22 protein-coding genes are annotated in these 20,792 nt (G+C 35.4%); 11 read left to right on the top strand and 11 right to left on the bottom strand.

What is annotated here, in order from left to right; translation table 11 throughout:
* Window positions 1-21: 21 nt before the first annotated feature.
* The gene (locus R1X58_RS04520; protein WP_240572165.1) at window positions 22-2,271 is read left to right on the top strand and encodes a TonB-dependent receptor; all 2,250 of its coding nucleotides are present in this window, start codon (window positions 22-24) and stop codon (window positions 2,269-2,271) included.
* 48 nt (window positions 2,272-2,319) lie between these two features.
* Here the strand turns inward: R1X58_RS04520 and R1X58_RS04515 are convergent, their stop codons facing one another.
* Window positions 2,320-2,754, bottom strand: a complete 435-nt coding sequence (locus R1X58_RS04515; protein WP_240572164.1) for a hypothetical protein — start codon at window positions 2,752-2,754, stop codon at window positions 2,320-2,322.
* 158 nt (window positions 2,755-2,912) lie between these two features.
* Between R1X58_RS04515 and greA the strand changes: the two genes are divergently transcribed.
* A complete protein-coding gene (greA, locus tag R1X58_RS04510; protein WP_240572163.1) occupies window positions 2,913-3,386 on the top strand; it encodes a transcription elongation factor GreA in 474 nt (157 codons plus the stop codon).
* 88 nt (window positions 3,387-3,474) lie between these two features.
* Window positions 3,475-3,864 carry an HIT family protein gene (locus tag R1X58_RS04505; RefSeq protein ID WP_240572162.1) on the top strand — a complete coding sequence of 130 codons (390 nt, stop codon included), beginning with the start codon at window positions 3,475-3,477 and terminating at the stop codon, window positions 3,862-3,864.
* Here the strand turns inward: R1X58_RS04505 and R1X58_RS04500 are convergent.
* Complete coding sequence (locus R1X58_RS04500) at window positions 3,859-4,209, bottom strand: hypothetical protein (protein WP_240572161.1); 351 nt, start codon at window positions 4,207-4,209, stop codon at window positions 3,859-3,861. The genes R1X58_RS04505 and R1X58_RS04500 overlap by 6 nt on opposite strands.
* Window positions 4,210-4,212: 3 nt before the next feature.
* A complete protein-coding gene (locus tag R1X58_RS04495) occupies window positions 4,213-5,364 on the bottom strand; it encodes a sensor histidine kinase (protein ID WP_240572160.1) in 1,152 nt (383 codons plus the stop codon).
* Between the two features lie 116 nt (window positions 5,365-5,480).
* Here R1X58_RS04495 and R1X58_RS04490 point away from each other — a divergent pair, with 116 nt between their 5' ends.
* From R1X58_RS04490 to aat, 3 genes are all read left to right on the top strand, one after another.
* Entirely contained in the window at window positions 5,481-6,350 is an 870-nt protein-coding gene (locus tag R1X58_RS04490; protein WP_240572159.1) for a flavin reductase family protein, read from the top strand.
* Window positions 6,351-6,385: 35 nt separating this feature from the next.
* The gene (locus R1X58_RS04485; RefSeq protein ID WP_240572158.1) at window positions 6,386-6,763 is read left to right on the top strand and encodes a DUF3127 domain-containing protein; all 378 of its coding nucleotides are present in this window, start codon (window positions 6,386-6,388) and stop codon (window positions 6,761-6,763) included.
* A gap of 71 nt (window positions 6,764-6,834) precedes the next feature.
* Entirely contained in the window at window positions 6,835-7,458 is a 624-nt protein-coding gene (gene aat, locus R1X58_RS04480) for a leucyl/phenylalanyl-tRNA--protein transferase (RefSeq protein WP_240572157.1), read from the top strand.
* A 30-nt stretch (window positions 7,459-7,488) separates the two neighbouring features.
* Here the strand turns inward: aat and R1X58_RS04475 are convergent, their stop codons facing one another.
* The gene (locus R1X58_RS04475; protein ID WP_240572156.1) at window positions 7,489-8,169 is read right to left on the bottom strand and encodes a DUF2490 domain-containing protein; all 681 of its coding nucleotides are present in this window, start codon (window positions 8,167-8,169) and stop codon (window positions 7,489-7,491) included.
* 98 nt (window positions 8,170-8,267) lie between these two features.
* Window positions 8,268-8,834, bottom strand: a complete 567-nt coding sequence (locus tag R1X58_RS04470) for a DNA-3-methyladenine glycosylase I (protein WP_240572155.1) — start codon at window positions 8,832-8,834, stop codon at window positions 8,268-8,270.
* A gap of 95 nt (window positions 8,835-8,929) precedes the next feature.
* On the opposite strand from R1X58_RS04470, the gene R1X58_RS04465 reads away from it, so the two are divergent.
* On the top strand, window positions 8,930-9,547 hold the full coding sequence (locus tag R1X58_RS04465; RefSeq protein WP_240572154.1) for a thioredoxin family protein: 618 nt from the start codon (window positions 8,930-8,932) through the stop codon (window positions 9,545-9,547).
* Here the strand turns inward: R1X58_RS04465 and R1X58_RS04460 are convergent.
* From R1X58_RS04460 to R1X58_RS04450, 3 genes are read right to left on the bottom strand one after another with little or no spacing between them, the layout of a single operon-like run.
* Complete coding sequence (locus R1X58_RS04460) at window positions 9,531-10,256, bottom strand: energy transducer TonB family protein (protein ID WP_240572153.1); 726 nt, start codon at window positions 10,254-10,256, stop codon at window positions 9,531-9,533. The genes R1X58_RS04465 and R1X58_RS04460 overlap by 17 nt on opposite strands.
* A gap of 44 nt (window positions 10,257-10,300) precedes the next feature.
* Window positions 10,301-11,002 carry a tRNA pseudouridine(55) synthase TruB gene (gene truB, locus R1X58_RS04455; protein ID WP_240572152.1) on the bottom strand — a complete coding sequence of 234 codons (702 nt, stop codon included), beginning with the start codon at window positions 11,000-11,002 and terminating at the stop codon, window positions 10,301-10,303.
* A 1-nt stretch (window position 11,003) separates the two neighbouring features.
* Entirely contained in the window at window positions 11,004-11,801 is a 798-nt protein-coding gene (locus tag R1X58_RS04450; protein ID WP_240572151.1) for an undecaprenyl-diphosphate phosphatase, read from the bottom strand.
* Window positions 11,802-11,919: 118 nt separating this feature from the next.
* Between R1X58_RS04450 and R1X58_RS04445 the strand changes: the two genes are divergently transcribed.
* Window positions 11,920-13,047: a glycerate kinase gene (locus tag R1X58_RS04445; RefSeq protein WP_240572150.1), complete on the top strand. Its 1,128-nt coding sequence runs from the start codon at window positions 11,920-11,922 to the stop codon at window positions 13,045-13,047.
* Here the strand turns inward: R1X58_RS04445 and R1X58_RS04440 are convergent, their stop codons facing one another.
* Both R1X58_RS04440 and R1X58_RS04435 read right to left on the bottom strand, forming a co-directional pair.
* Window positions 13,048-13,299, bottom strand: coding sequence for a DUF3098 domain-containing protein (locus R1X58_RS04440; RefSeq protein ID WP_240572149.1), 252 nt, complete (start codon window positions 13,297-13,299; stop codon window positions 13,048-13,050).
* Between the two features lie 72 nt (window positions 13,300-13,371).
* Window positions 13,372-14,250, bottom strand: a complete 879-nt coding sequence (locus R1X58_RS04435) for a cell division protein FtsX (RefSeq protein WP_240572148.1) — start codon at window positions 14,248-14,250, stop codon at window positions 13,372-13,374.
* Between the two features lie 218 nt (window positions 14,251-14,468).
* Here R1X58_RS04435 and R1X58_RS04430 point away from each other — a divergent pair, with 218 nt between their 5' ends.
* On the top strand, window positions 14,469-15,074 hold the full coding sequence (locus R1X58_RS04430) for a porin family protein (protein WP_240572147.1): 606 nt from the start codon (window positions 14,469-14,471) through the stop codon (window positions 15,072-15,074).
* Between the two features lie 37 nt (window positions 15,075-15,111).
* Here R1X58_RS04430 and R1X58_RS04425 read toward each other — a convergent pair whose 3' ends face one another.
* Window positions 15,112-16,026 carry a DMT family transporter gene (locus R1X58_RS04425; RefSeq protein WP_240572146.1) on the bottom strand — a complete coding sequence of 305 codons (915 nt, stop codon included), beginning with the start codon at window positions 16,024-16,026 and terminating at the stop codon, window positions 15,112-15,114.
* Between the two features lie 200 nt (window positions 16,027-16,226).
* Between R1X58_RS04425 and R1X58_RS04420 the strand changes: the two genes are divergently transcribed.
* Window positions 16,227-19,262, top strand: coding sequence for a leucine--tRNA ligase (locus R1X58_RS04420; RefSeq protein ID WP_240572145.1), 3,036 nt, complete (start codon window positions 16,227-16,229; stop codon window positions 19,260-19,262).
* A gap of 291 nt (window positions 19,263-19,553) precedes the next feature.
* On the top strand, window positions 19,554-20,654 hold the full coding sequence (ald, locus tag R1X58_RS04415) for an alanine dehydrogenase (protein ID WP_240572144.1): 1,101 nt from the start codon (window positions 19,554-19,556) through the stop codon (window positions 20,652-20,654).
* The last annotated feature ends 138 nt before the right edge of the window (window positions 20,655-20,792 follow it).

Below are 20,792 nucleotides of genomic sequence, written 5' to 3'. Positions count from 1 at the left end.
GATTATAAAGTCATAATCGTAATGAAACATTTATTTATTGTTTTAACTACTTTGGTATTAGCTATTCAGGTTAATGCCCAAGAACAACAACAAGATTCAACTCAGGTTGAAAAATTAGATGAAGTTTTGCTCTCTGCAACCCGGGCAAAAGACAAAACTCCGGTAGCCTTCACTAACATATCTAAAGAAGAACTGGAGTCGACCAATTTGGGTCAGGATTTACCTATTTTATTAGACCAGTTGCCATCTGTTGTTACAACTTCTGATGCCGGAGCAGGTGTAGGTTATACAGGAATTAGAGTTCGTGGTACTGATGCAACTCGCGTAAATGTAACCATAAACGGTATTCCGTATAATGATGCTGAAAGTCAGGGGACATTTTGGGTAAATATGCCTGATTTTGTGAGTTCTGTTGAAGATATTCAGTTGCAACGTGGCGTAGGAACCAGTACCAATGGTTCTGGAGCATTTGGAGCAAGTTTAAACTTAAAAACTCTTAATCCTTCAACCGAAGGTTACGCAACAACCACAAATGTAGTAGGATCTTACGGTACACGTAAGCATAATATCAGTTTAGGATCTGGATTAAAAAATGGGTTTTATGCAGAAGGTCGACTATCTAAAATTATGAGTGATGGTTATATTGATCGTGCGTCTTCCGATTTATCATCATATTATGTTGAAGGTGGATTTTTAGATGAAAAAACATCGGTTAAAGCAATCGTTTTTGGAGGAAAAGAAAAAACGTATCAGTCTTGGTATGGTACGCCAGAAGCCGTTGTAAAAGGTGATTTACAAGGTATTCAGGATTTTATCGATAGAAATTATTCTTCGGAAGCTGAAGCTGAAAATCTATTGAATTCAGGCCGTACGTATAACTATTATACTTACGATAACGAGATTGATCATTACGAGCAAACACATTATCAATTGCATGTATCTCATCAGTTTAATACTCATTTTTCAGCAAACCTTTCGGGAAATTATACACGCGGAAATGGGTATTTTGAGCAATATAAAGATGGTGAGGAAGTAGGTGACTATTTTCCTGAAAGTGCCGATGCCAGTGAAGAAGGCGATGTTATTAGACGCCGTTGGTTAGATAACGATTTTTATGCAATCGTGTCTTCTTTCAACTATAAAAAAGATAATCTAAATGTATATTTAGGGGGAGGATATAATAAGTATGATGGCGACCATTTTGGTGAATTAATATGGGATTCGTTTCCGGTTTCTGTGCCAATTCGAACAGATTACTATACTAGTGTAGGAGAGAAAAATGATTACAATGCGTATTTAAAAGCTGAATATACTTTAAATTATACATGGTTTTTATTTGCCGATATACAGTATAGAGGTGTAGATTATAAGTCTAACGGATTGAGTTCAGATTTAATTCCTATAAATGTTTCAGAAACTTATAATTTCTTCAATCCAAAAGCAGGGGTAACATATACTATTGATAATTATAATTCGGTTTACGGGTCGTTGTCTTTAGCGAACAGAGAACCAAATCGCGACGATTTAACAAAGAATCCTGTGTTGCCACAACCAGAACGTTTATACGATTACGAGTTTGGTTATAAGTTAAAAACGCCAAAGTATTACGCGACTGCTAATCTGTATTATATGGATTATAAAGATCAGTTGGTGTTAACGGGCGATTTAGATAATGTTGGAGACCCCATTCGTGAAAATGTAAAGGAGAGTTACAGAGCCGGGATTGAGTTACAGGCGGGTTATAAGTTTTCAGAGATGCTACGAGTTGATGCCAATGCGACCTTCAGTCAAAACAAAATTAAAAATTTCGACTACGTGGTTTACGATGCCCAGTACGACCCGAATACTTGGGAAACCGTGTCTTACGATGCTATTACAACATCTTATGAAGATACCGACATTTCATTTTCACCAAACGTTGTTGCCGGAGGAACTGTTCGTTTTACACCTTTAGAAAATTTAAATCTGGCGTTTATTTCAAAATATGTAGGCAAGCAGTATTTAGATAATACATCTAGCGATAGCAAAAGTATGGATGCCTATTTTGTAAATAATTTTAATGCGACTTTTAAGATACAGCCAAACTGGATTAAAGAAGTAGCTTTTAATCTGTTAGTGAATAATATTTTCGATAACGAATATGTGTCTAATGGATATACTTATAGCTATTATTACAGACCACAAGGAAGTAATGATAATGCGATAACAGAGAATTTCTACTATCCGCAGGCTAAAATTAATTTCCTTTTAGGAATGACTTTAAAGTTTTAATGAAAGAGAAAAATAAGAAAATGAAAACGCTCCTAATCGGGGCGTTTTTTAATTGTTGTATACTCGAATAATATACCCGGAAACTTCAACATTATAACGTAATAAAGGATATTGTCCGGTAGTACCTTCGGCCATGTTTCCTGTTAGAATATCATAGGAGTTGTCATCATTGCAAGTGCATGAAGCAATAATCCCATCAATTGTTAATTTGGAGCAAGTGCTTAAAGCGTGATTAGGGTCCGATAATTCAAAGGCATTATAAATGTCACCTCCAGCATAAAACAATACCACACCATTTATACCATAACCTTCTAAAATCACATAATTCCCCGGTAGTTGAAGTTTGTTGTATTGTGGTAATCGAGTGTCAATAAAGTTGTTTGTGTTAAACTTGTAGTCCGGTAAATAAGGGTTTTTTATAATATCGTCGCTACTGCAAGACACGATTAAAAAAAGGGTAAGAATGTATAAAAGAGGCTTCATAAAATTCGCAAAATATTCTATCGCAATTTACAACAAAAAGGAAATTGAGATAAATATTTTGTATATTTGTTACTCAATCTCGTGAAAACGAGATTTTTTTTATGCAGAAAATCGATAGACATGTTTTCGGCATTTTTAATTATTAAATGAATGAAGTTATGAGTAAAGTATCGTACTATACACCGGAAGGATTAAAGAAATTAAGAGACGAATTAAAACAACTAAAAGATATAGAACGCCCAAAAGCATCACAGGCTATTGCCGATGCCAGAGATAAAGGAGATTTAAGTGAGAATGCAGAATACGACGCTGCGAAAGAAGCTCAAGGTTTATTGGAAATGAAGATTTCTAAACTTGAAGAAGTACTTTCTAATGCCCGTATTATTGATGAGTCGCAATTAGATACCTCTAAAGTTTTGGTATTATCTAAAGTGAAAATAAAAAACCAAACCAACGGTATGGAAGTGGTATATACTTTAGTGGCTGAAAGTGAAGCAAATTTAGCAGCGGGTAAAATTTCTGTAAATTCACCTATAGGTAAAGGATTATTAGGGAAATCCGTTGGTGATGTTGCTGAAATTCAGGTTCCTAATGGCGTTATGAAATTTGATATTATCGAAATTTCAAGATAAATAATAACATAATACAATGTTTTTAAAAGATTCCTGTCTTAACTTAGTCAGGAATCTTTTAAATTTATAATCTCTCATTTTTAATATTATGGCTTCAATTTTTACTAAAATAGTTAACGGAGAAATTCCTTGTTATAAAATTGCTGAGACTGATGAGTTTTTAGCATTTTTAGATGTTAATCCAAATGCTTCAGGACATACACTTTGTATTCCTAAAAAGGAAGTTGATAAAATTTTCGATTTAGATGAAGCGACCTACACGGGATTAATGCAGTTCTCAAGAAATGTAGCGATTGCTATCCAGAAATCTATTCCTTGTAAGCGAGTAGGTGTTACTGTTATTGGTTTAGAAGTGCCTCACGTTCACGTACACTTAATACCATTAACAACCATGGAAGACGCGCGTTTTATTAAAAAAGTATCGCACTCCCAAGAGGAGTTTGAGGCTTTAGCAGAAAAAATTAAGGCAGCTTTATAATACGCTATATATTATAACTGCGGTTATACACAATGCAATAAATACACCTGAAGTAATGGCAAGCCACGTCGCCTTTTTAAAATGTGTCGAGGCTTGTTTAGGGTTAAATCCTCTTTTGTGATATTCAAACACACGCTCAATATCTTCGGTCCATTTTACGGGGTAAATATGCGTATTACAGGTTAAGCAATCCATTTCGTATTTAATATCAGAAGTAATTTTTTTATAGAAGTTGGTTTCTATAAACTTTTGCTTAAAGGTAAGTTTTAAGCCTTCTTTACTGTAACATTCCGGGCAATTGTTGTTAAGATCAACAGCTTTAATTTTGATATAGTGTTCTGTCATAGCCTAAGCGCGTTTAAGAGTTATTTGTATGGTTGTGCCTTTATCTTTTTCAGAGTGTAAAACTTTAATCTTGCCATAATGAAAGTCTTCAATAATACGTTTGGTTAGCGATAAGCCTAATCCCCAGCCACGTTTTTTAGTAGTGTATCCCGGTTCAAAAATCTTATTAAAGTCTTTCTTGGCGATACCTTTTCCGGTATCGGTAACATTAATTTTTACGGTGCTATCAATCTCAACAATCTCAACAATTAGTTTACCTCTGCCTTTCATGGCGTCAATGGCATTTTTAACCAGGTTCTCAATGGCCCAACTGTAAAGTTGTTTGTTCAAATTTACTAAAATGCCACTTTCGGGCATAACAATTTCAAAGTCAATTAGTTTAGAAGCGCGCGCTTTTAAATAATCGTAAGAATCTAGGGTCTCTTTTTTAATATCTGCTAATTCTAAGGTAGGAATTGAACCAATTTTGCTAAAGCGTTCTGTTATAGTTTGTAAGCGGTCTATATCTTTTTCAATTTCAGAGATATAACTGGGATTTACATTTTCAGATTTTAATATTTCTGTCCACCCTATTAAAGAGGATAATGGCGTACCGATTTGATGTGCAGTTTCTTTAGCCATACCCGACCATAGTTTATTTTGAGTTGCATTTTTAGTGCTTCGGTAGAAAAAGAAAATCACAGCGCCAAATAAAAACACAATCAATAATAAAGCTAATGGATAATATTTAAGTTTATTTAAAAGTGGGGAGTTGCCATAGTAAATAGTGCTTGCAATGGAATTCCCTAATTTTACGGGGATGGGGCGGTTTTCTTCAGCAAATTTGGCAATTAATTTTTGTACGTATAGTGAATCCTGAATTTTCGTCTCATCTAAATTTTTGAAACTGTTTAAGCTGCCATCTTCATTAATAACCAGCATAGGTGTAGTTTCGTTGCTGCTCATAATTTTCAGGGTGAGGTCTAGGTTCGTAGCATCGTCATCAGAATTGATAAATTCGGTTTGCGCAAACGACCAGTTTTCCATTTTGGTACGTTCTTCTTCTTTAAAATGTTGAAAAAATTCGTAGGTTTTCCACAAAATCAGGGAAACGATAATAAGAGAAGCGGCTACAATAACCCAGCGTAGTGTATTACTATATTTAGTAAAAATCATGCGTTTTTAATTAGTATCTAATATAATGCAAATCTGTTAATATTATTGTTTAACTTGTTAGTAAATTGGTTTTTAGTTACAATTTAGATTAGTTACATTTGTTGAAACAAAACTAGATGCTGTCTATAGATCCCAAAGAAATAAGAACCAGTTTGTTACATGGTTATTTGTTAAGTGCAGTAGCACCAAGACCTATAGCTTTTGCCAGTACAGTTGATGCCGAAGGGCGTGTAAATTTATCACCATTTAGTTTTTTTAATGTATTTAGCTCTAATCCGCCAATACTTGTTTTTTCACCATCGCGTCGTGTTAAAGACAATACGATAAAGCATACATTAAAAAATATTGAGGCGACTCGCGAGGTGGTTATTAACACCGTTAATTACGATATGGTACATCAAATGTCGTTATCGAGTTCAGATTTTCCTGAAGGCGTTAACGAGTTTGAAAAATCAGGGTTAACCATGTTAAAGTCTGATATTGTTAAACCATTTCGTGTAGCCGAATCGCCGGTGCAAATGGAATGTAAGGTGAACGATATTATCGCTTTGGGAAGCGAAGGTGGCGCCGGGAATTTAATTATCTGTGAGGTTGTAAAACTTCATATTGATGAAGATGTTTTAGATAAAGACGGACACGTTATTCAGGAGAAATTAGATTTGGTTGCCAGAGCCGGAGGGAGTTATTATACCAGAGCAAACAAAGGTTTTTTTGAAATTCCGAAGCCTATTTCAACTGTAGGAATTGGAGTGGATAGTTTTCCGGAGGAGATTAAAAACAGTATGGTTTTAACCGGCAACGATTTGGGAATGTTGGGTAATGTAGAGGGTTTGCCAAGTAATGAAGACGTGACGGCGTTTGTAACCGATTTAGGCGAGCGTTATCCGAATATAAAAACAGCCTCGCACCGTGAAAAACATAAACTGGCTCAAAAGTATTTGAGTTATGGTGATGTTGATAGTGCCTGGAAAATATTATTAAGTTAAGTAAATAAAGTATAAATCTGAATAAATAGTAATACATGGAAGTTCAAGGAAGAATTAAAATGATTGGTGAAACTCAATCTTTTGGAAGTAATGGTTTTAGAAAAAGAGAAGTTGTTGTAACTACTGAAGAGCAGTATCCACAACACATTATGGTTGAGTTCGTACAGGATAAAACTGATTTATTAAACAGTTACCAGGTTGGACAACAGGTAAAAGTTAGTATTAACTTACGTGGTAGAGAATGGGTAAACCCACAAGGAGAAACGAAATATTTCAACACTATTCAAGGGTGGAGAATTGAAGCAGTTCAAGCGGGAGCTTCAGGAGATAATTTACCACCGGTACCTCCAATGGATGCTTTTGAACCGGCAGGAAGTTTAAATGAAGACGATCACGACGATTTACCGTTCTAAGTCGTTGTTATAAATTTTAAGAAACCTCAATATTAAATAATGTTGAGGTTTTTTGTTTTAATAGAAAGACTATGCATTTTTTAACCCAAGACTTATGGTTTCCTGATTATAGCGAAGCCAGTGCTGATGGCTTATTAGCTATTGGAGGAGATTTGTCGGTAGAGCGTTTGTTGTTTGCTTACGAGTACGGTATTTTTCCCTGGTATAGTCAGGATGAGCCCATTTTATGGTGGTCTCCCGACCCGCGTTTTGTGTTGTTTCCTGAAAAATTAAAGGTTTCAAAAAGCATGCGTCAGGTACTTCGTAATAAAAAGTTTAATGTTACCGTTAATAAAGAGTTTAAAACGGTCATGCAATCCTGTTCTAGAATAAAACGAGAAGGACAGGACGAGACTTGGATAACCAACGATATGATTGAAGCCTATGTTAAACTACATAAATTAGGCTATGCAAAGTCGATAGAGGTGTGGCAGGATGATAAACTGGTTGGTGGTTTGTATGGTGTCGATTTAGGTAATGGTGTGTTTTGTGGTGAGAGTATGTTTTCAAAAGTGAGTAATGCCAGTAAGGTTGGGTTTATCACTTTTGTTCAGCATAGTAATTATAAATTAATAGATTGTCAGGTGCATACTAATCATCTCGAAAGTCTTGGAGCAGAAGAAATTTCTAGAGCCGAATTTTTAGAATATTTATAATAAATTCGAGAAGCTGTATTAATAGGTCTTTTAAATGGAAAGGCTTAACGTATTTAAGAAGAAAAAGTAATTTCTGGAGTCGAGGTTAAAGCGTTCTAATCGATATTCAATTCCCGTTTCAAATTTTAGCTGTTTCCCAAAATGCCATCCCAGATATACAGCTGTACGCTGATCGATTTCGGGAGCGTCGGGCTTGCTAAAACTTAATAATCCTTCAAAATAACATAAAACATAAGGCGCTTCAACGCCTTCATTATGTCCGCTAATAGGGAAATTGGCAGAAAATCTATAACGCTGTCTAAAAATAGTTTTCGATTCTAATATCCGTTGTTCTGTTCTAAAGCGGTGACCAAAGCTTATTTTAGCTTTATGTTTTTGGTATTTAAATTGCTGCATAAACCGTAGCTCATCACTCCCAGATTCAAAAACGTCTCGATGTCTGTAATAGAGTCCGACTCCTAAACGATTTGAAGAACTTAAAGAGAAGGTGGACATGTGAAAAATATCTAATTGCTGTTGCTGAAAGCTAAATGTTTTGTTCTCAAACAAAAAATAACGAGAGCGCCCAGTAAAACTTAAGCTATAGTTTTTAGAAACACCATAATTGAGAACAAACGAAGTTTCACCAAGTACCCCTGAATGATCCTGCGCTTTTAAAATGAATGTGTTACAGGAGAGAAAGATACAAAGGAAAACATGTTTTAATTTCATAATCGTTCAATGCAGATCAACTGGTCATTTTTAGTTGAATATGCCAGTTATAGCTTTTAGCAAAGATATTATAACAAAAAGGAAAAATGATATGAAATTTATACTTCATTATATCTAAAACAGTTTATTTCATGGTCGTTAACCATACCGGTGGCTTGCATGTGTGCATAAATAACTGTCGATCCTACAAATTTAAAACCTCGCTTTTTTAAATCTTTACTTAAGGCATCACTAATGGCTGTAGTTGCTGGTGCATTTTTATAATTTTCCAGTTTGTTTTTAATAGGTGTACCTTGCACAAAATCCCAGATATACTTACTAAAACTACCAAATTCATCCTGTACTTTCATAAATGCAAGGGCATTGGTAACAGTTGCTTTTACTTTAAGTTTGTTTCTAATAATGCCGGCATCTTCCAGTAGGCTATCTATTTTATCCTCACCGTAGTTTGCTATCTTCTTATAGTCGAAATTATCAAAAGCTTTTCTGAAGTTTTCTCGTTTTCTTAAAATGGTAATCCAACTTAAACCTGCCTGAAAAGTTTCTAAAATTAAAAATTCAAAAAGAGTTGCATCATCATAAACCGGAACACCCCATTCTTCGTCGTGGTAGGCTTCATACAAGGAATCGCCAACGCACCAGCGACATCTATGTTTTTCGCTCATTGTAATTTTTGTAAGGATTTATGTAAAAGTATGACAAAAATCATTTTAAATGAAGGTATGAGCCTCTAATTTTGCCCAAGATAATAGCATAAACCATGAAGTCAATAATTAAAGATAGTTTAGATCGAAGCATGTCTTATGAGGCATATAGAGATTTAGTAAAACGTTTAGCCGAAGAACATTCCACAACAGGTGCAGAACAAACAAAAGATCAGGCGGATTTCACCAAATTAAATGAAAGACGCATGAAACGTTGGGATAAAACCATAAGAATTCCGGAGGTTTCACAAAAACGAATATCTAAATTTAAGCAGGATATTACCTGGTTGGTTATTGCTGAAAGTTGGTGTGGTGATGCAGCTCATGTTTTGCCAGTGCTTAATAAGATTGCTGAGGTTAATCCGCACATAACCTACAGGGTAGTGCTTCGTGATGAAAATCCAGATCTTATGGATGCCTTTTTATCCAAGGGTGCGCGATCAATTCCTAAAGTTATTATTATTGACGATAATACAGGCGAAGTATTAAGTACGTATGGACCACGACCAAGTGAAGCGACAACTTACGTGCAACGGTTTATTGCTAAAAACGGAAAATTAACTCCTGAATTTAAAGAGGATTTACAACATTGGTATAACAGTGACAAGGGACTAAACATTATTAACGATGTTACCGAAATACTATGTGGATTGGAAGCTAAGGTTTGCCTATAAAATTAAAGGTAATCGTTCCAACTTGAGAAGGTTTTGATGCGTCTTCGCTAAAAGTGGCTTCTCTGGCATATTCTAAAGCGTGTTCTTTCAGGCATTGATTGTCTGAATTCGATGAGCCGTTAATAGAGGCGTCGGTAACCGTGCCTTGAGAATTAACCGTAATATTTACAACAATTTTTCCGCCTACTTCACATAAATAAATTGGGGTAGGCATAAAGTTGTGTGTTCTGTCTTTAAGGGAGTAACTCATGGTACTCTTCTTATTTACGCCTTCACTTTTTTGTTTTTTTAAAAGCTCGCTTACTTTATTAAAGGCAGATAGTTCTTCTTCTTTAATCGCTTTATCTTCTGAAAAATTTTCACCTAAAGCATTCGAATTATCACTTTCTCCTGAATCTGTACTTGTATTTGTTTTTGGAACGTAATCTTCAGGAGGAGCAATGGTTTTAAACGCCTGAGCAAAATGTTTGCTATTATCTGTTTCGTTGAATGCCTGATTAGTTTCCGCTTTACTTCCTTGAAGTTGTTCTAAAGCCTCCAGAACCTTAATTTCTTCTTTGCTTAGTTCTTTTTCGGGTTCCATTTCATAATAGCTTTCAGCTATTTGTTCGCTTTGCTGTTTTAAGTGTAAATTAAAAACAAAAAGGATAACGGTTCCTGTAATAAGAAGCGTAATGAGTAGGGCTTTATGTTGATCTGTTAGGTGCAAATCTGGGTTGTTTTTGGGTGATTCTACTCGAAATATACGTAAAATTACTCAATTTGGTTGTTCAGAGAGCTAATGAAATCTTCAATGCTAACCCCGTTAGTAACATCAAAATCTCCGATTTTCGTACGTCTTAAAGCCGATAGATGGCCACCGGAATTCAAAGCTTTTCCAAAATCGTTGGCTAAAGAACGTATATAGGTTCCTTTGCTGCAAACCACTCTAAAGTCAACTTCTAAGCCTCTAATATTTGTAATTTCAAACTCCGCAATATTAATGTTTCGTGGTTTGATTTCGACCTCTTCACCCGCACGGGCAAATTCATATAAACGCTTACCGTCTTTTTTTAACGCCGAAAAAACAGGAGGATATTGTTCAATATCACCAATAAACTGTTTGGTAGTTTCTTTAATTAAATCTTCGGTAATATGTTCGGTAGGAAAGGTTTTATTAATCTCGGTTTCAAGATCGTATGATGGCGTCGTGCTTCCTAAAACAATGGTACCCGTATATTCTTTAATTTGTGCCTGAAACGAATCGATTTCTTTAGTCATTTTACCGGTACAAATAACTAATAATCCACTGGCTAAAGGGTCTAATGTTCCGGCATGACCAACTTTAATTTTTTTTAGTTTAAAGGCTTGCTTTATTTCCCAGCGCAGTTTGTTAACCACTTGAAACGAGGTCCAGTTTAAAGGTTTATCGATGAGTAAAACTTTACCAGCCTGAAATTCTTCCTGTAAATTCATATTAGCCGTTTAAAATTGAAAATAGAATAGCAATAATACCAACAATAGCACAGTACACTGCAAAGTATGTTAGTTTGCTCTTTTTTACTAAAGCAATCATCCAGGTACAGGCAAATAAACCAGCAACAAAAGCAGTAATAAACCCGATTGATAATGAAGTAATATGTGAGCTGTTGTATGCTAAATCGCCACTTAAAATGTCTTTTGCAATCTTCCCGAAAATTAACGGCACCACCATTAAAAATGAAAAGCGAGCAGCTTTTGTTTTATCGTTACCAAGTAAAACTGAAGTTGATATGGTTGCTCCCGAGCGAGAAATTCCAGGAAGCATCGCGATAGCTTGAGAAACACCTATGATCAATGCGTTCGAGAATGATACCTTTTTGTTAGTGTCTTTAGCTTTGTCGGCAAAGAATAATAATGCAGCAGTTATAATTAGCATACTACCTACTAATAGAATGTTACCTCCAAAAAGAGCTTCTAATTGTTCTTCGAAAAACAGTCCGACAATGACTGCGGGAATCATGGAAACAACAATCTTTGCAACAAATTGTAAATCGTCATTCCATTTAAATTTTAAGGCGCCTTTAATAAGTTCTAGAATGTCTTTTCGAAAAACAACAATAGTACTTAGAGCGGTAGCGAAGTGTAAAACAACAGTGAAAAGCAGACTTTCTTCCGGGACAGATTGATCGCCTAAAATGGCTTTTCCTATTTCTAAATGTCCACTTGACGATACTGGTAAAAATTCGGTAAGCCCTTGAATAATACCAAGAATGATAGCGTTTATTATATCCATGGGGCAAAAATATTAAAATAGCGTTATAATTGGTCGCCAATCATAGAAACTTTAAAAGGATTAATTAGTAATTTGTTCGATAATCGAAATTTAAATATTTTCATGTTTTTCTTTTTCTATGAAAATCATAATCGCGCCGGACAAATTTAAAAACTCACTATCTGCTTTAGATCTTTGTGATGCTGTTGAAGAGAGTATGCTTTCAGTAATGCCAGATGCTGAGATTTTGAAGTTGCCCTTGGCTGATGGAGGAGATGGAACTATTGATATCATTAACTTTTATTTAGGCGGAGAAACCGTAAAGGTTATGGTGCATAATCCGTTTTTTAAATTAATCGAGGCCTCATATTTATATGCTGAACATTCCAAAACAGCCTTTATTGAAATGGCGGAAGCTTCTGGGTATAAGCTTCTGAAAACTGAAGAACTCGATTGTAAACATGCAACCACCTATGGAACAGGTGAATTGATTTTAGACGCAATTAATAAAGGTGCTAAAACTATTATTTTAGGTATTGGAGGAAGTGCAACTAACGACAGTGGTATTGGAATGGCAAAGGCTTTAGGATACCGATTTTTAGATGATTTTGATGAAGGTGTTAAGCCGATAGGAGCAAATTTAAGTCGTATAAAAACAATAGATACATCTCGTGTGAACCCAAAATTAAAGGATGTTGAAATAAAAGTAGCCTGTGACGTTTCGAATCCACTATACGGTAAACATGGTGCTGCACAAGTGTATGCTAAACAAAAGGGAGCTACAAATGAAGACGTTGAACTGTTAGATCAAGGATTGAAAGATTTTTCAAAAATTATAGAAAAAACTTTCAATATAAATCCGCAAAAAGTAGAAGGAGCTGGTGCAGCTGGAGGTATGGGAATCGCTTCAAAAATATTTTTAAATGGCGATTTAAAACCGGGCGTAGAATTAATAAAAGAATTAGCCGATTTCGATAATAAACTTCAGGATGCCGATTGGATTATTACTGGTGAAGGCTGTTTAGATGTTCAAACTTTATCAGGTAAAACAATTCAGGGTGTGTTGTCTTCTGCGAAAGCGAAAAAAATAAAAGTTGCTGCTTTTTGTGGTGATATTCGTTTGTCTGAAAAGGAGATGCAGGGTTTAGGAATAGATTACTCCGATAAGGTTTTAAATTATAGTAAATCGACAGATGATGCTATGAAAAATGCAAAAGACTATGTGAACCAAATGACTAAAATATTTGCTAAAACGCTTCTTGAATAATTACTTTTCAGGGTTTAGTAAAATGGCATACATCTCGATACCAAAACCTAAAAGCACTAGCATAGGTGCTAAACGAATACGTCGCCAATGAAAAATTTCTGGGTTAAAAACATTAGGGTCGTCACTACCACCGCCAGACATTAAAATAAAGCCTAAAGCAATACAAGCCAAACCAATAAACATGAATTTGTAGTTCTTCTTTCCGAAAATAAACTGGCTTTTATTGGTGTCTTTTTGTTTTTCTTCTCCCATAATGTGTTTAAAAGTGTAACGCAAATTAACGTATTTATTTAAAAAATAAACGTTAACAGGTTTATAAATTATCTAATAATAAAGTTCGTCGGTTTTTAAATTCAGGAAACGTTGCGTCGCAAAATGCGTACTTATCCAGGTAATTACAATGCCTAATCCAAATACAAACGCAAATAGTAAAACCACTAAAATCGGGGTGTTAAGTAAGCCTAATTCCGGGAACATTTTGTTAACGTAATACAGAACAATGCCCATGCCTATTAAAGCTATTACCGCACCAATAACACCTAAACGAACACTTTTCCAAACAAACGGACGACGAATAAATTGCTTGGTCGCACCCACCATTTGCATAGTTTTAATGGTAAATCGTTTGGAGTAAACCGATAATCTTATGGAACTGTTAATTAATAATACGGCGATTAAGGTGAATATGCTACTTAATACTAATACCCAGAAGCTTATTTTTTTAACGTTTTCATTCATTAAGTTAACCAAATCGTTATCGTAAGTCACTTCATCAACAAAGTTTTTAGATAAGGCTTCTTCCGAAATTTTTTCTAAATGTTCCGAGGTTACGTAATCGGCTTTAAGATGCACGTCAATGGAGTTTTGTAACGGGTTGTAGCCTACAAAATCCATGAAATCTTCACCGTTTTCAGCCTTCATAAATTCTGCTGCCTGTTCTTTAGAAACATATTCGGTAGACTTTACGTAATCGGCCATAGCCAGACTTTTTTCAAGTTGTTTCGTCTCCACATCTTTCGCCGAATCTTTCAAATAAATGGTAACAACAACCTGTTCTTTAAAGTGATCGGAAACCTTTTTAGCATTAAGAACCAATAAGCCTAATAATCCTAATAAAAATAAAACCAAAGCAATGCTTAAAACTACTGAAAAGTACGATGATATAAGTCTGCGTTTTTGGTGTTTCTCGAAAGATGAACTCATATAAATGTGGGATTAACGACGTAAAAATACTAAAAGTAAAAGGAAAACAATAATTAAATTATTTGCATTCTAATTCTATAACTTTTAAAGATTGAAATTGTTGTTTAAACCTATTAAAAGTTTAGGTTTTCATGGGTTTCAGAATAATGAGGTTGTGGATTTTATTTGGGTTGGCATGGTTGTTGAAAACGTGAAAATAAAATTGAAAAACAAACATTATGAAGAAGAACATTTTAATTTTAGCCTTAGTCACATTTGCTGCATTTTTTAATCAAGCTCAGGCGCAACGTTATAATCAGAGGTATAGTAGTAACAGTAATTATGTTTTTGGACTGAAAGCCGGATTGAATGTATCGTCCTTTCAAGGGGGTAATGATGGTATAGCTCGCAATAGTTTGTTAGGATATCATATAGGTTTAACTGCTGAAAATAGAATCAATAGAAACTTTGCCATTCAACCTGAATTTTTGTTTTCGCGTGTTGGAGGGGAAGAAATGTATTCCGATGGTCTTCTGGCGCGATATTACTTAGATTATATTTCGGTACCGGTAATGGCTAAATTTTATTTGGGCGATCAGTTGAGTTTAGATTTCGGACCTCAATTGGGATTTTTGGTAAAAGACAGAGCGAACTATAGTGACGATTATTACGACTACGATGCGGGTGCCAATACCTTCGATTTAGGTTTTAACTTTGGCTTAAGTTTAAATCTGGATCGTTACTGGTTTGCTCAGGCACGATACAATATTGGAGTAACAAATGCTTTTGATAATCCGGACGCGCAAAACAGTGTATTTCAGTTTTCTATCGGACGTAGATTTTAAGCAGTATTAAAAATAAAGAGGATAAGGTCTAAATTGGTTAGGCCTTATTTTTTTGCGGTTTACTCACCAGATAAACACCAAGAGCAACAAGTCCACAACTTAATATTTTAACCAGATTAATATCTTGCGCATATTGGGTTTTCATAAAAACATAAGCCATGATACTCACCATAATGAAGCTTACCGCAGGTTGTAAATACACATAGCTGCTGGTTACCGATGGCGCTAAATGATTAAGTGCATAAATATTAAAAAAGTAGGCTAGGAACGTTGTGAAAATCACCACATAACCAATAGTTAAGTAGGTGTCTAAATCAAACCCAGCAAAATCAGTTTCTAAAAAGGCGTTAATGCCAAACGGGAAGACATATAAAAATCCGAAGAAGAAAATCCAGCTCACTACGGTCATAGCGTTGTATTTATGCATCAGCGTTTTGGCAAGTACCAGATATAGTCCATAGCTGCAAGCATTTAGTAAAATAAATAAGTTACCTAAAAACGAGCTCGTTCCAACGGCTTTGTTTCCATATAGAATCAATAAAACAGCACCAATAGCACCTAAAGTAATGCCGAGAATTTTATTTTTAGTAATGCGTTCTTTCAGAATAAAATAGCTGAATACTAAAACAATTACCGGTGTTGCCGTGGTAATAATAGAGGCATCAATAGGCGAGGTTAAGTTTATACCGTGAAAAAACAAGGATTGATTTAATGCCCCTCCAAACAGGCCGCAAAGGGCCAAGCGTAAAAAATCTTTCTTTTCAACTTTTTCCTTGACAAATAAGAATTTAATTAACCAGAACAATAAAACACAACAGGCTAAGCGAATAAATACAAAGGCTGTCGGACCAATCTTGTTGGGCATTACGCCTTTTGCAATAATGTAGTTGGCACCGTAAATAATGTTGGCTCCTAATAACGCTAAGTGTGCTTTGGTGGTATCTTTTATCAAGGTCAGATAATTTAAGCTGCGAAATTACAAATACTCTGTAAAATGGAAGCTTAAAGGATTGTTATAATACGAGCTTAAAATTCAATTTTATTAATTGTGTATAAAGGCTTTCTGTTTTCTGAAGAAACCGTAAATTTGCGCTTTTAAAAAGCAGAATTACAATAGGATGAATGCCTGTTGATAGAATAATATATAAGTAGATGAAATACGATTTCAATCAAATCGAGAAGAAGTGGCAAGAATACTGGGCCAAAAATCAAACGTTTAAGGCTGAAAATCATTCAGACAAACCTAAATATTATGTGTTAGATATGTTTCCTTACCCAAGTGGTGCCGGATTGCACGTAGGGCATCCGCTGGGATACATCGCATCAGATATTTATGCGCGTTACAAGCGCCATCAAGGGTTTAATGTATTACATCCGCAGGGGTACGATAGTTTTGGTTTACCGGCTGAGCAGTATGCGATTCAAACAGGGCAACATCCGGCTATTACTACCGAAACGAATATTGCAACTTACCGTCGCCAGTTAGATCAAATAGGTTTTTCATTCGACTGGTCTCGTGAGGTTCGTACGTCTGATCCTAGTTACTATAAATGGACGCAGTGGATTTTCATTCAGTTATTCAACTCTTGGTATAATAACGACGCTGAGAAAGCTGAAGATATTTCAACCTTAATCAACATTTTTGAAGCTGAAGGAAATGCAAACGTTAATGCCGTTTGTGATGATGCTGTTGAGTCGTTTACCGCTGAAGAGTGGAAAGCATTTTCATCGAAAGAACAACAGGAAATTTTATTACAATATCGATTAACGTATTTAGCAGAAACCGAAGTAAACTGGTGTCCTGCTTTAGGAACCGTGTTGGCAAACGACGAGATTGTTAATGGGGTTTCTGAGCGTGGTGGTCATCCGGTGGTTAGAAAGAAAATGACGCAGTGGAGTATGCGTATTTCTGCGTATGCCGAGCGTTTATTACAAGGCTTAAATACCATTGACTGGACCGATTCTTTAAAGGAAAGTCAGCGTAACTGGATTGGAAAATCGGTTGGTGCAGCTGTGACTTTCAACGTCATTGAGAGCGATGCGAAGCAATCTCACACTATTGAAGTCTTCACTACACGTCCTGATACGATTTTTGGGGTTAGTTTTATGACTTTAGCGCCGGAGCACGATTTGGTATCTAAAATTACAACTCTGGAGCAAAAAGCAGAGGTTCAAGCTTACATTGAAGCAACGGCGAAACGTAGCGAACGTGAGCGTATGGCCGATGTAAAAACCATTACAGGTGCTTTTACAGGTGCGTATGCTGAGCATCCATTCACCAAAGAACCAATTCCTGTTTGGATTGGAGATTACGTTCTAGCAGGATACGGAACAGGAGCGGTAATGTCTGTGCCTTGTGGTGATCAGCGTGATTATGATTTCGCGAAGCATTTCAATATTGCCATTCCAAATATTTTTGAAGGTGCCGATATTTCGGAAGAAGCCTTTGCCGATAAAGACAAAACCATTATCGCTAACAGCGACTTTTTAAATGGTTTAAATTATAAAGAAGCAACCAAAACGGTTATTACCGAGTTAGAAAAATTAGGTTGTGGAGAAGGGAAAACCAACTACCGTTTACGTGATGCTGTATTTAGTCGTCAGCGTTATTGGGGTGAGCCATTCCCTGTGTATTATGTAGAGGGGATGCCGCAAATGATTGATGCAGCGCATTTGCCAATTCAATTACCTGAAGTAGAAAAGTATTTACCAACCGAAACTGGTGAGCCGCCATTAGGTAATGCTACGGTTTGGGCCTGGGATACGGTTGAAAACCGCGTAGTAAGTAACGATTTAATTGATAATAACACAATTTTCCCCTTAGAGTTAAATACTATGCCAGGTTGGGCTGGAAGTTCATGGTATTTTAACCGTTATATGGATTCAACCAACACTGAAGCTTTCGCAAGTCAGGAGGCGTTGAATTACTGGAAAGATGTCGATTTATACATCGGTGGAAGCGAGCACGCCACAGGGCACTTATTATATGCGCGTTTCTGGCAAAAGTTCTTATTTGATAAGGGTGTTGTACCAGTTGATGAGTTTGCTAAAAAACTGATTAACCAGGGGATGATTCTTGGGACGAGTGCTTTTGTTCATAAAATAAAGGATACTGGCTTCTATTCTTATGATGAAGGAATAGATGAAGATGTTTTAAGAGAGAAGGATGAATTATTTGATAATATTTTTGAATTTTTGTTAGGTAATTCTGTTATTTCATATGATTTACTGGAAAATAAAAAGGAGTATGATGCTATTGCAGGTCCTAAATATAATTTGAAAGAAGTTGTAAGTGGATTAGATATTGATTTGACTGATTTTGAAAAGAATGGTTTTGATTTGAGTAAAATATCATTTACCACTTATTCAACGCATAGTTCATTAGAATGTGTTAATCTTCAAGATGAATTAGACTTTGAAGAATTTAATTTATGGTCCAGAGAGAATGATATCAAGAGACCGATTTTAAATTCAAAAGGAAAAATTAAAGTTTCTCGCGAAGTTGAAAAAATGTCGAAATCGAAGTATAATGTGGTGAATCCAGACCAGATTTGTATCGATTACGGTGCCGATTCTTTACGTTTATATGAAATGTTCCTTGGGCCGTTAGAGCAATACAAACCTTGGAATACAGCTGGTATTACAGGTGTTCACGGGTTCCTTAAAAAACTTTGGAAACTATATGTAAACGATAACGGATTACGAGTAGACGATAGCGAGCCAAGTAAAGACAGCTTAAAAACACTTCATAAAACAATTAAGAAAGTACAGGAAGATATCGAGAACTTCTCGTTCAATACATCGGTATCAACTTTTATGATTGCGGTTAACGAATTAACAGCAGAAAAATGTACATCGAAAGCTGTTTTAGAGCAGTTATTGGTTTTAATTTCTCCTTACGCGCCTCACATTGCTGAGGAATTATGGAGTCAGTTAGGGCATAATGAATCGATTTCAACGGCAGCATTTCCTAAATTCGACGAGAGTCATTTAGTAGAAAGCAGTAAGAATTACCCAATTTCATTTAATGGTAAAATGCGTTTCACTTTAGAATTACCGTTAGATATGAGTAAGGAAGATATCGAGAAAACCGTATTAGCTCACGAAAAAACTCAGGAGCAATTACAGGGAAGAGCCCCTAAAAAGGTGATTGTTGTACCAGGCAAAATTGTAAATATTGTAGGCTAAATCTTCAGTCTAAAATATTGATTATAAAGTTAAAGCATTGTGCATTTTAATATTGCACAATGCTTTTTTTTGTATCTAACTTTAAATCAGTGGTTTATGTGTTAGTGGTTTGAGTATTTTGATTGAAAAATCCTCAATATAAGCCTACTAAATCGATAGTATTTATTTAATTCATAATTTATTGTTAAAACCATTAATAATAATGTATTTAAAACGGAAATTTGCTGAAAATTACCAAAAGGACTTATTTGGTGTAAATAATTTATAACTAACATTTTAAATAAATTCAAAATGAAAATTGGTGTTCCTATAGAAATTAAAAACAATGAGAACAGAGTAGGTATGACACCTTCAGGTGTATTCGAGCTTACTAAAAGAAACCACGAAGTATTCGTGCAAAAAGATGCAGGTTTTGGTAGTGGATTTCTTGACCAAGATTATATTAAAGCTGGAGCAACTATTCTTGAAACCATTGAAGAGGTTTATGAGATAGCGGATATGATTGTTAAGGTGAAAGAACCTATCGAGAAGGAGTACAGCTTAATTAAGAAAGATCAGGTTGTATTTACTTATTTTCATTTTGCATCAAGTGAAACCCTTACTAAAGCAATGATCGAAAGTAAAGCGGTTTGTATCGCTTACGAAACTGTAGAAGATGCTGACGGGTCTTTACCATTATTAGTTCCAATGTCTGAGGTTGCTGGTAGAATGTCTATCCAACAAGGTGCTAAATATTTAGAGAAACCAATTAAAGGACGTGGAATTTTACTAGGTGGTGTTCCGGGTGTTCCTCCTGCAAATGTATTAGTTTTAGGTGGTGGTATCGTAGGTATCCAGGCAGCTAAAATGGCAGCAGGTTTAGGAGCTAACGTAACTATCATGGATATTAACATGAAGCAATTACGTTACATCTCTGATATCATGCCAGCTAACGTAAATACTGAGTTCTCTAGTGAGTACAACATTAGAAAACACTTACCAGAAACAGATTTAGTTATCGGTGGTGTATTAATTAAAGGAGCAAAAGCGCCTAAATTAATCACTAAAGATATGCTTAAAGATATGCGTCCTGGAACAGTAATCGTTGACGTTGCTGTAGACCAAGGTGGATGTTTTGAAACAACTCACGCAACTACACACCAAGATCCTACTTACATCATTGATGATGTAGTACACTACTGTGTGGCTAACATGCCAGGTGCTGTACCTTACACTTCTACTGTAGCTTTAACTAACGTAACTTTACCTTACGTAATTAGATTAGCTAACGAAGGATGGGAGCAAGCTTGTGCTAACAACGCGTCTTTAGCAAAAGGATTAAATGTTGTTAAAGGAGATATCGTTTATAAAGAAATCGCTGAAGCTTTCGATTTAGAGTTTGTAGCGTCTTAATAAATTATTTTAATAAAGCTTAAAACGGGATATTTAGAAATAGATATCCCGTTTTTTTATGTCCTTATTTTAACAATATTTTGGGTGCTGACAGAATATCATGCCGTTAAAAATGGCGCTATTTTTGTTATATTTAAT

The organism is Aestuariibaculum lutulentum, from assembly GCF_032926325.1.
Taxonomy (GTDB): domain Bacteria; phylum Bacteroidota; class Bacteroidia; order Flavobacteriales; family Flavobacteriaceae; genus Aestuariibaculum; species Aestuariibaculum lutulentum.
Note: the sequence above shows the minus strand (reverse complement) of the source record. Positions and strands in the feature narration are given on the sequence as shown.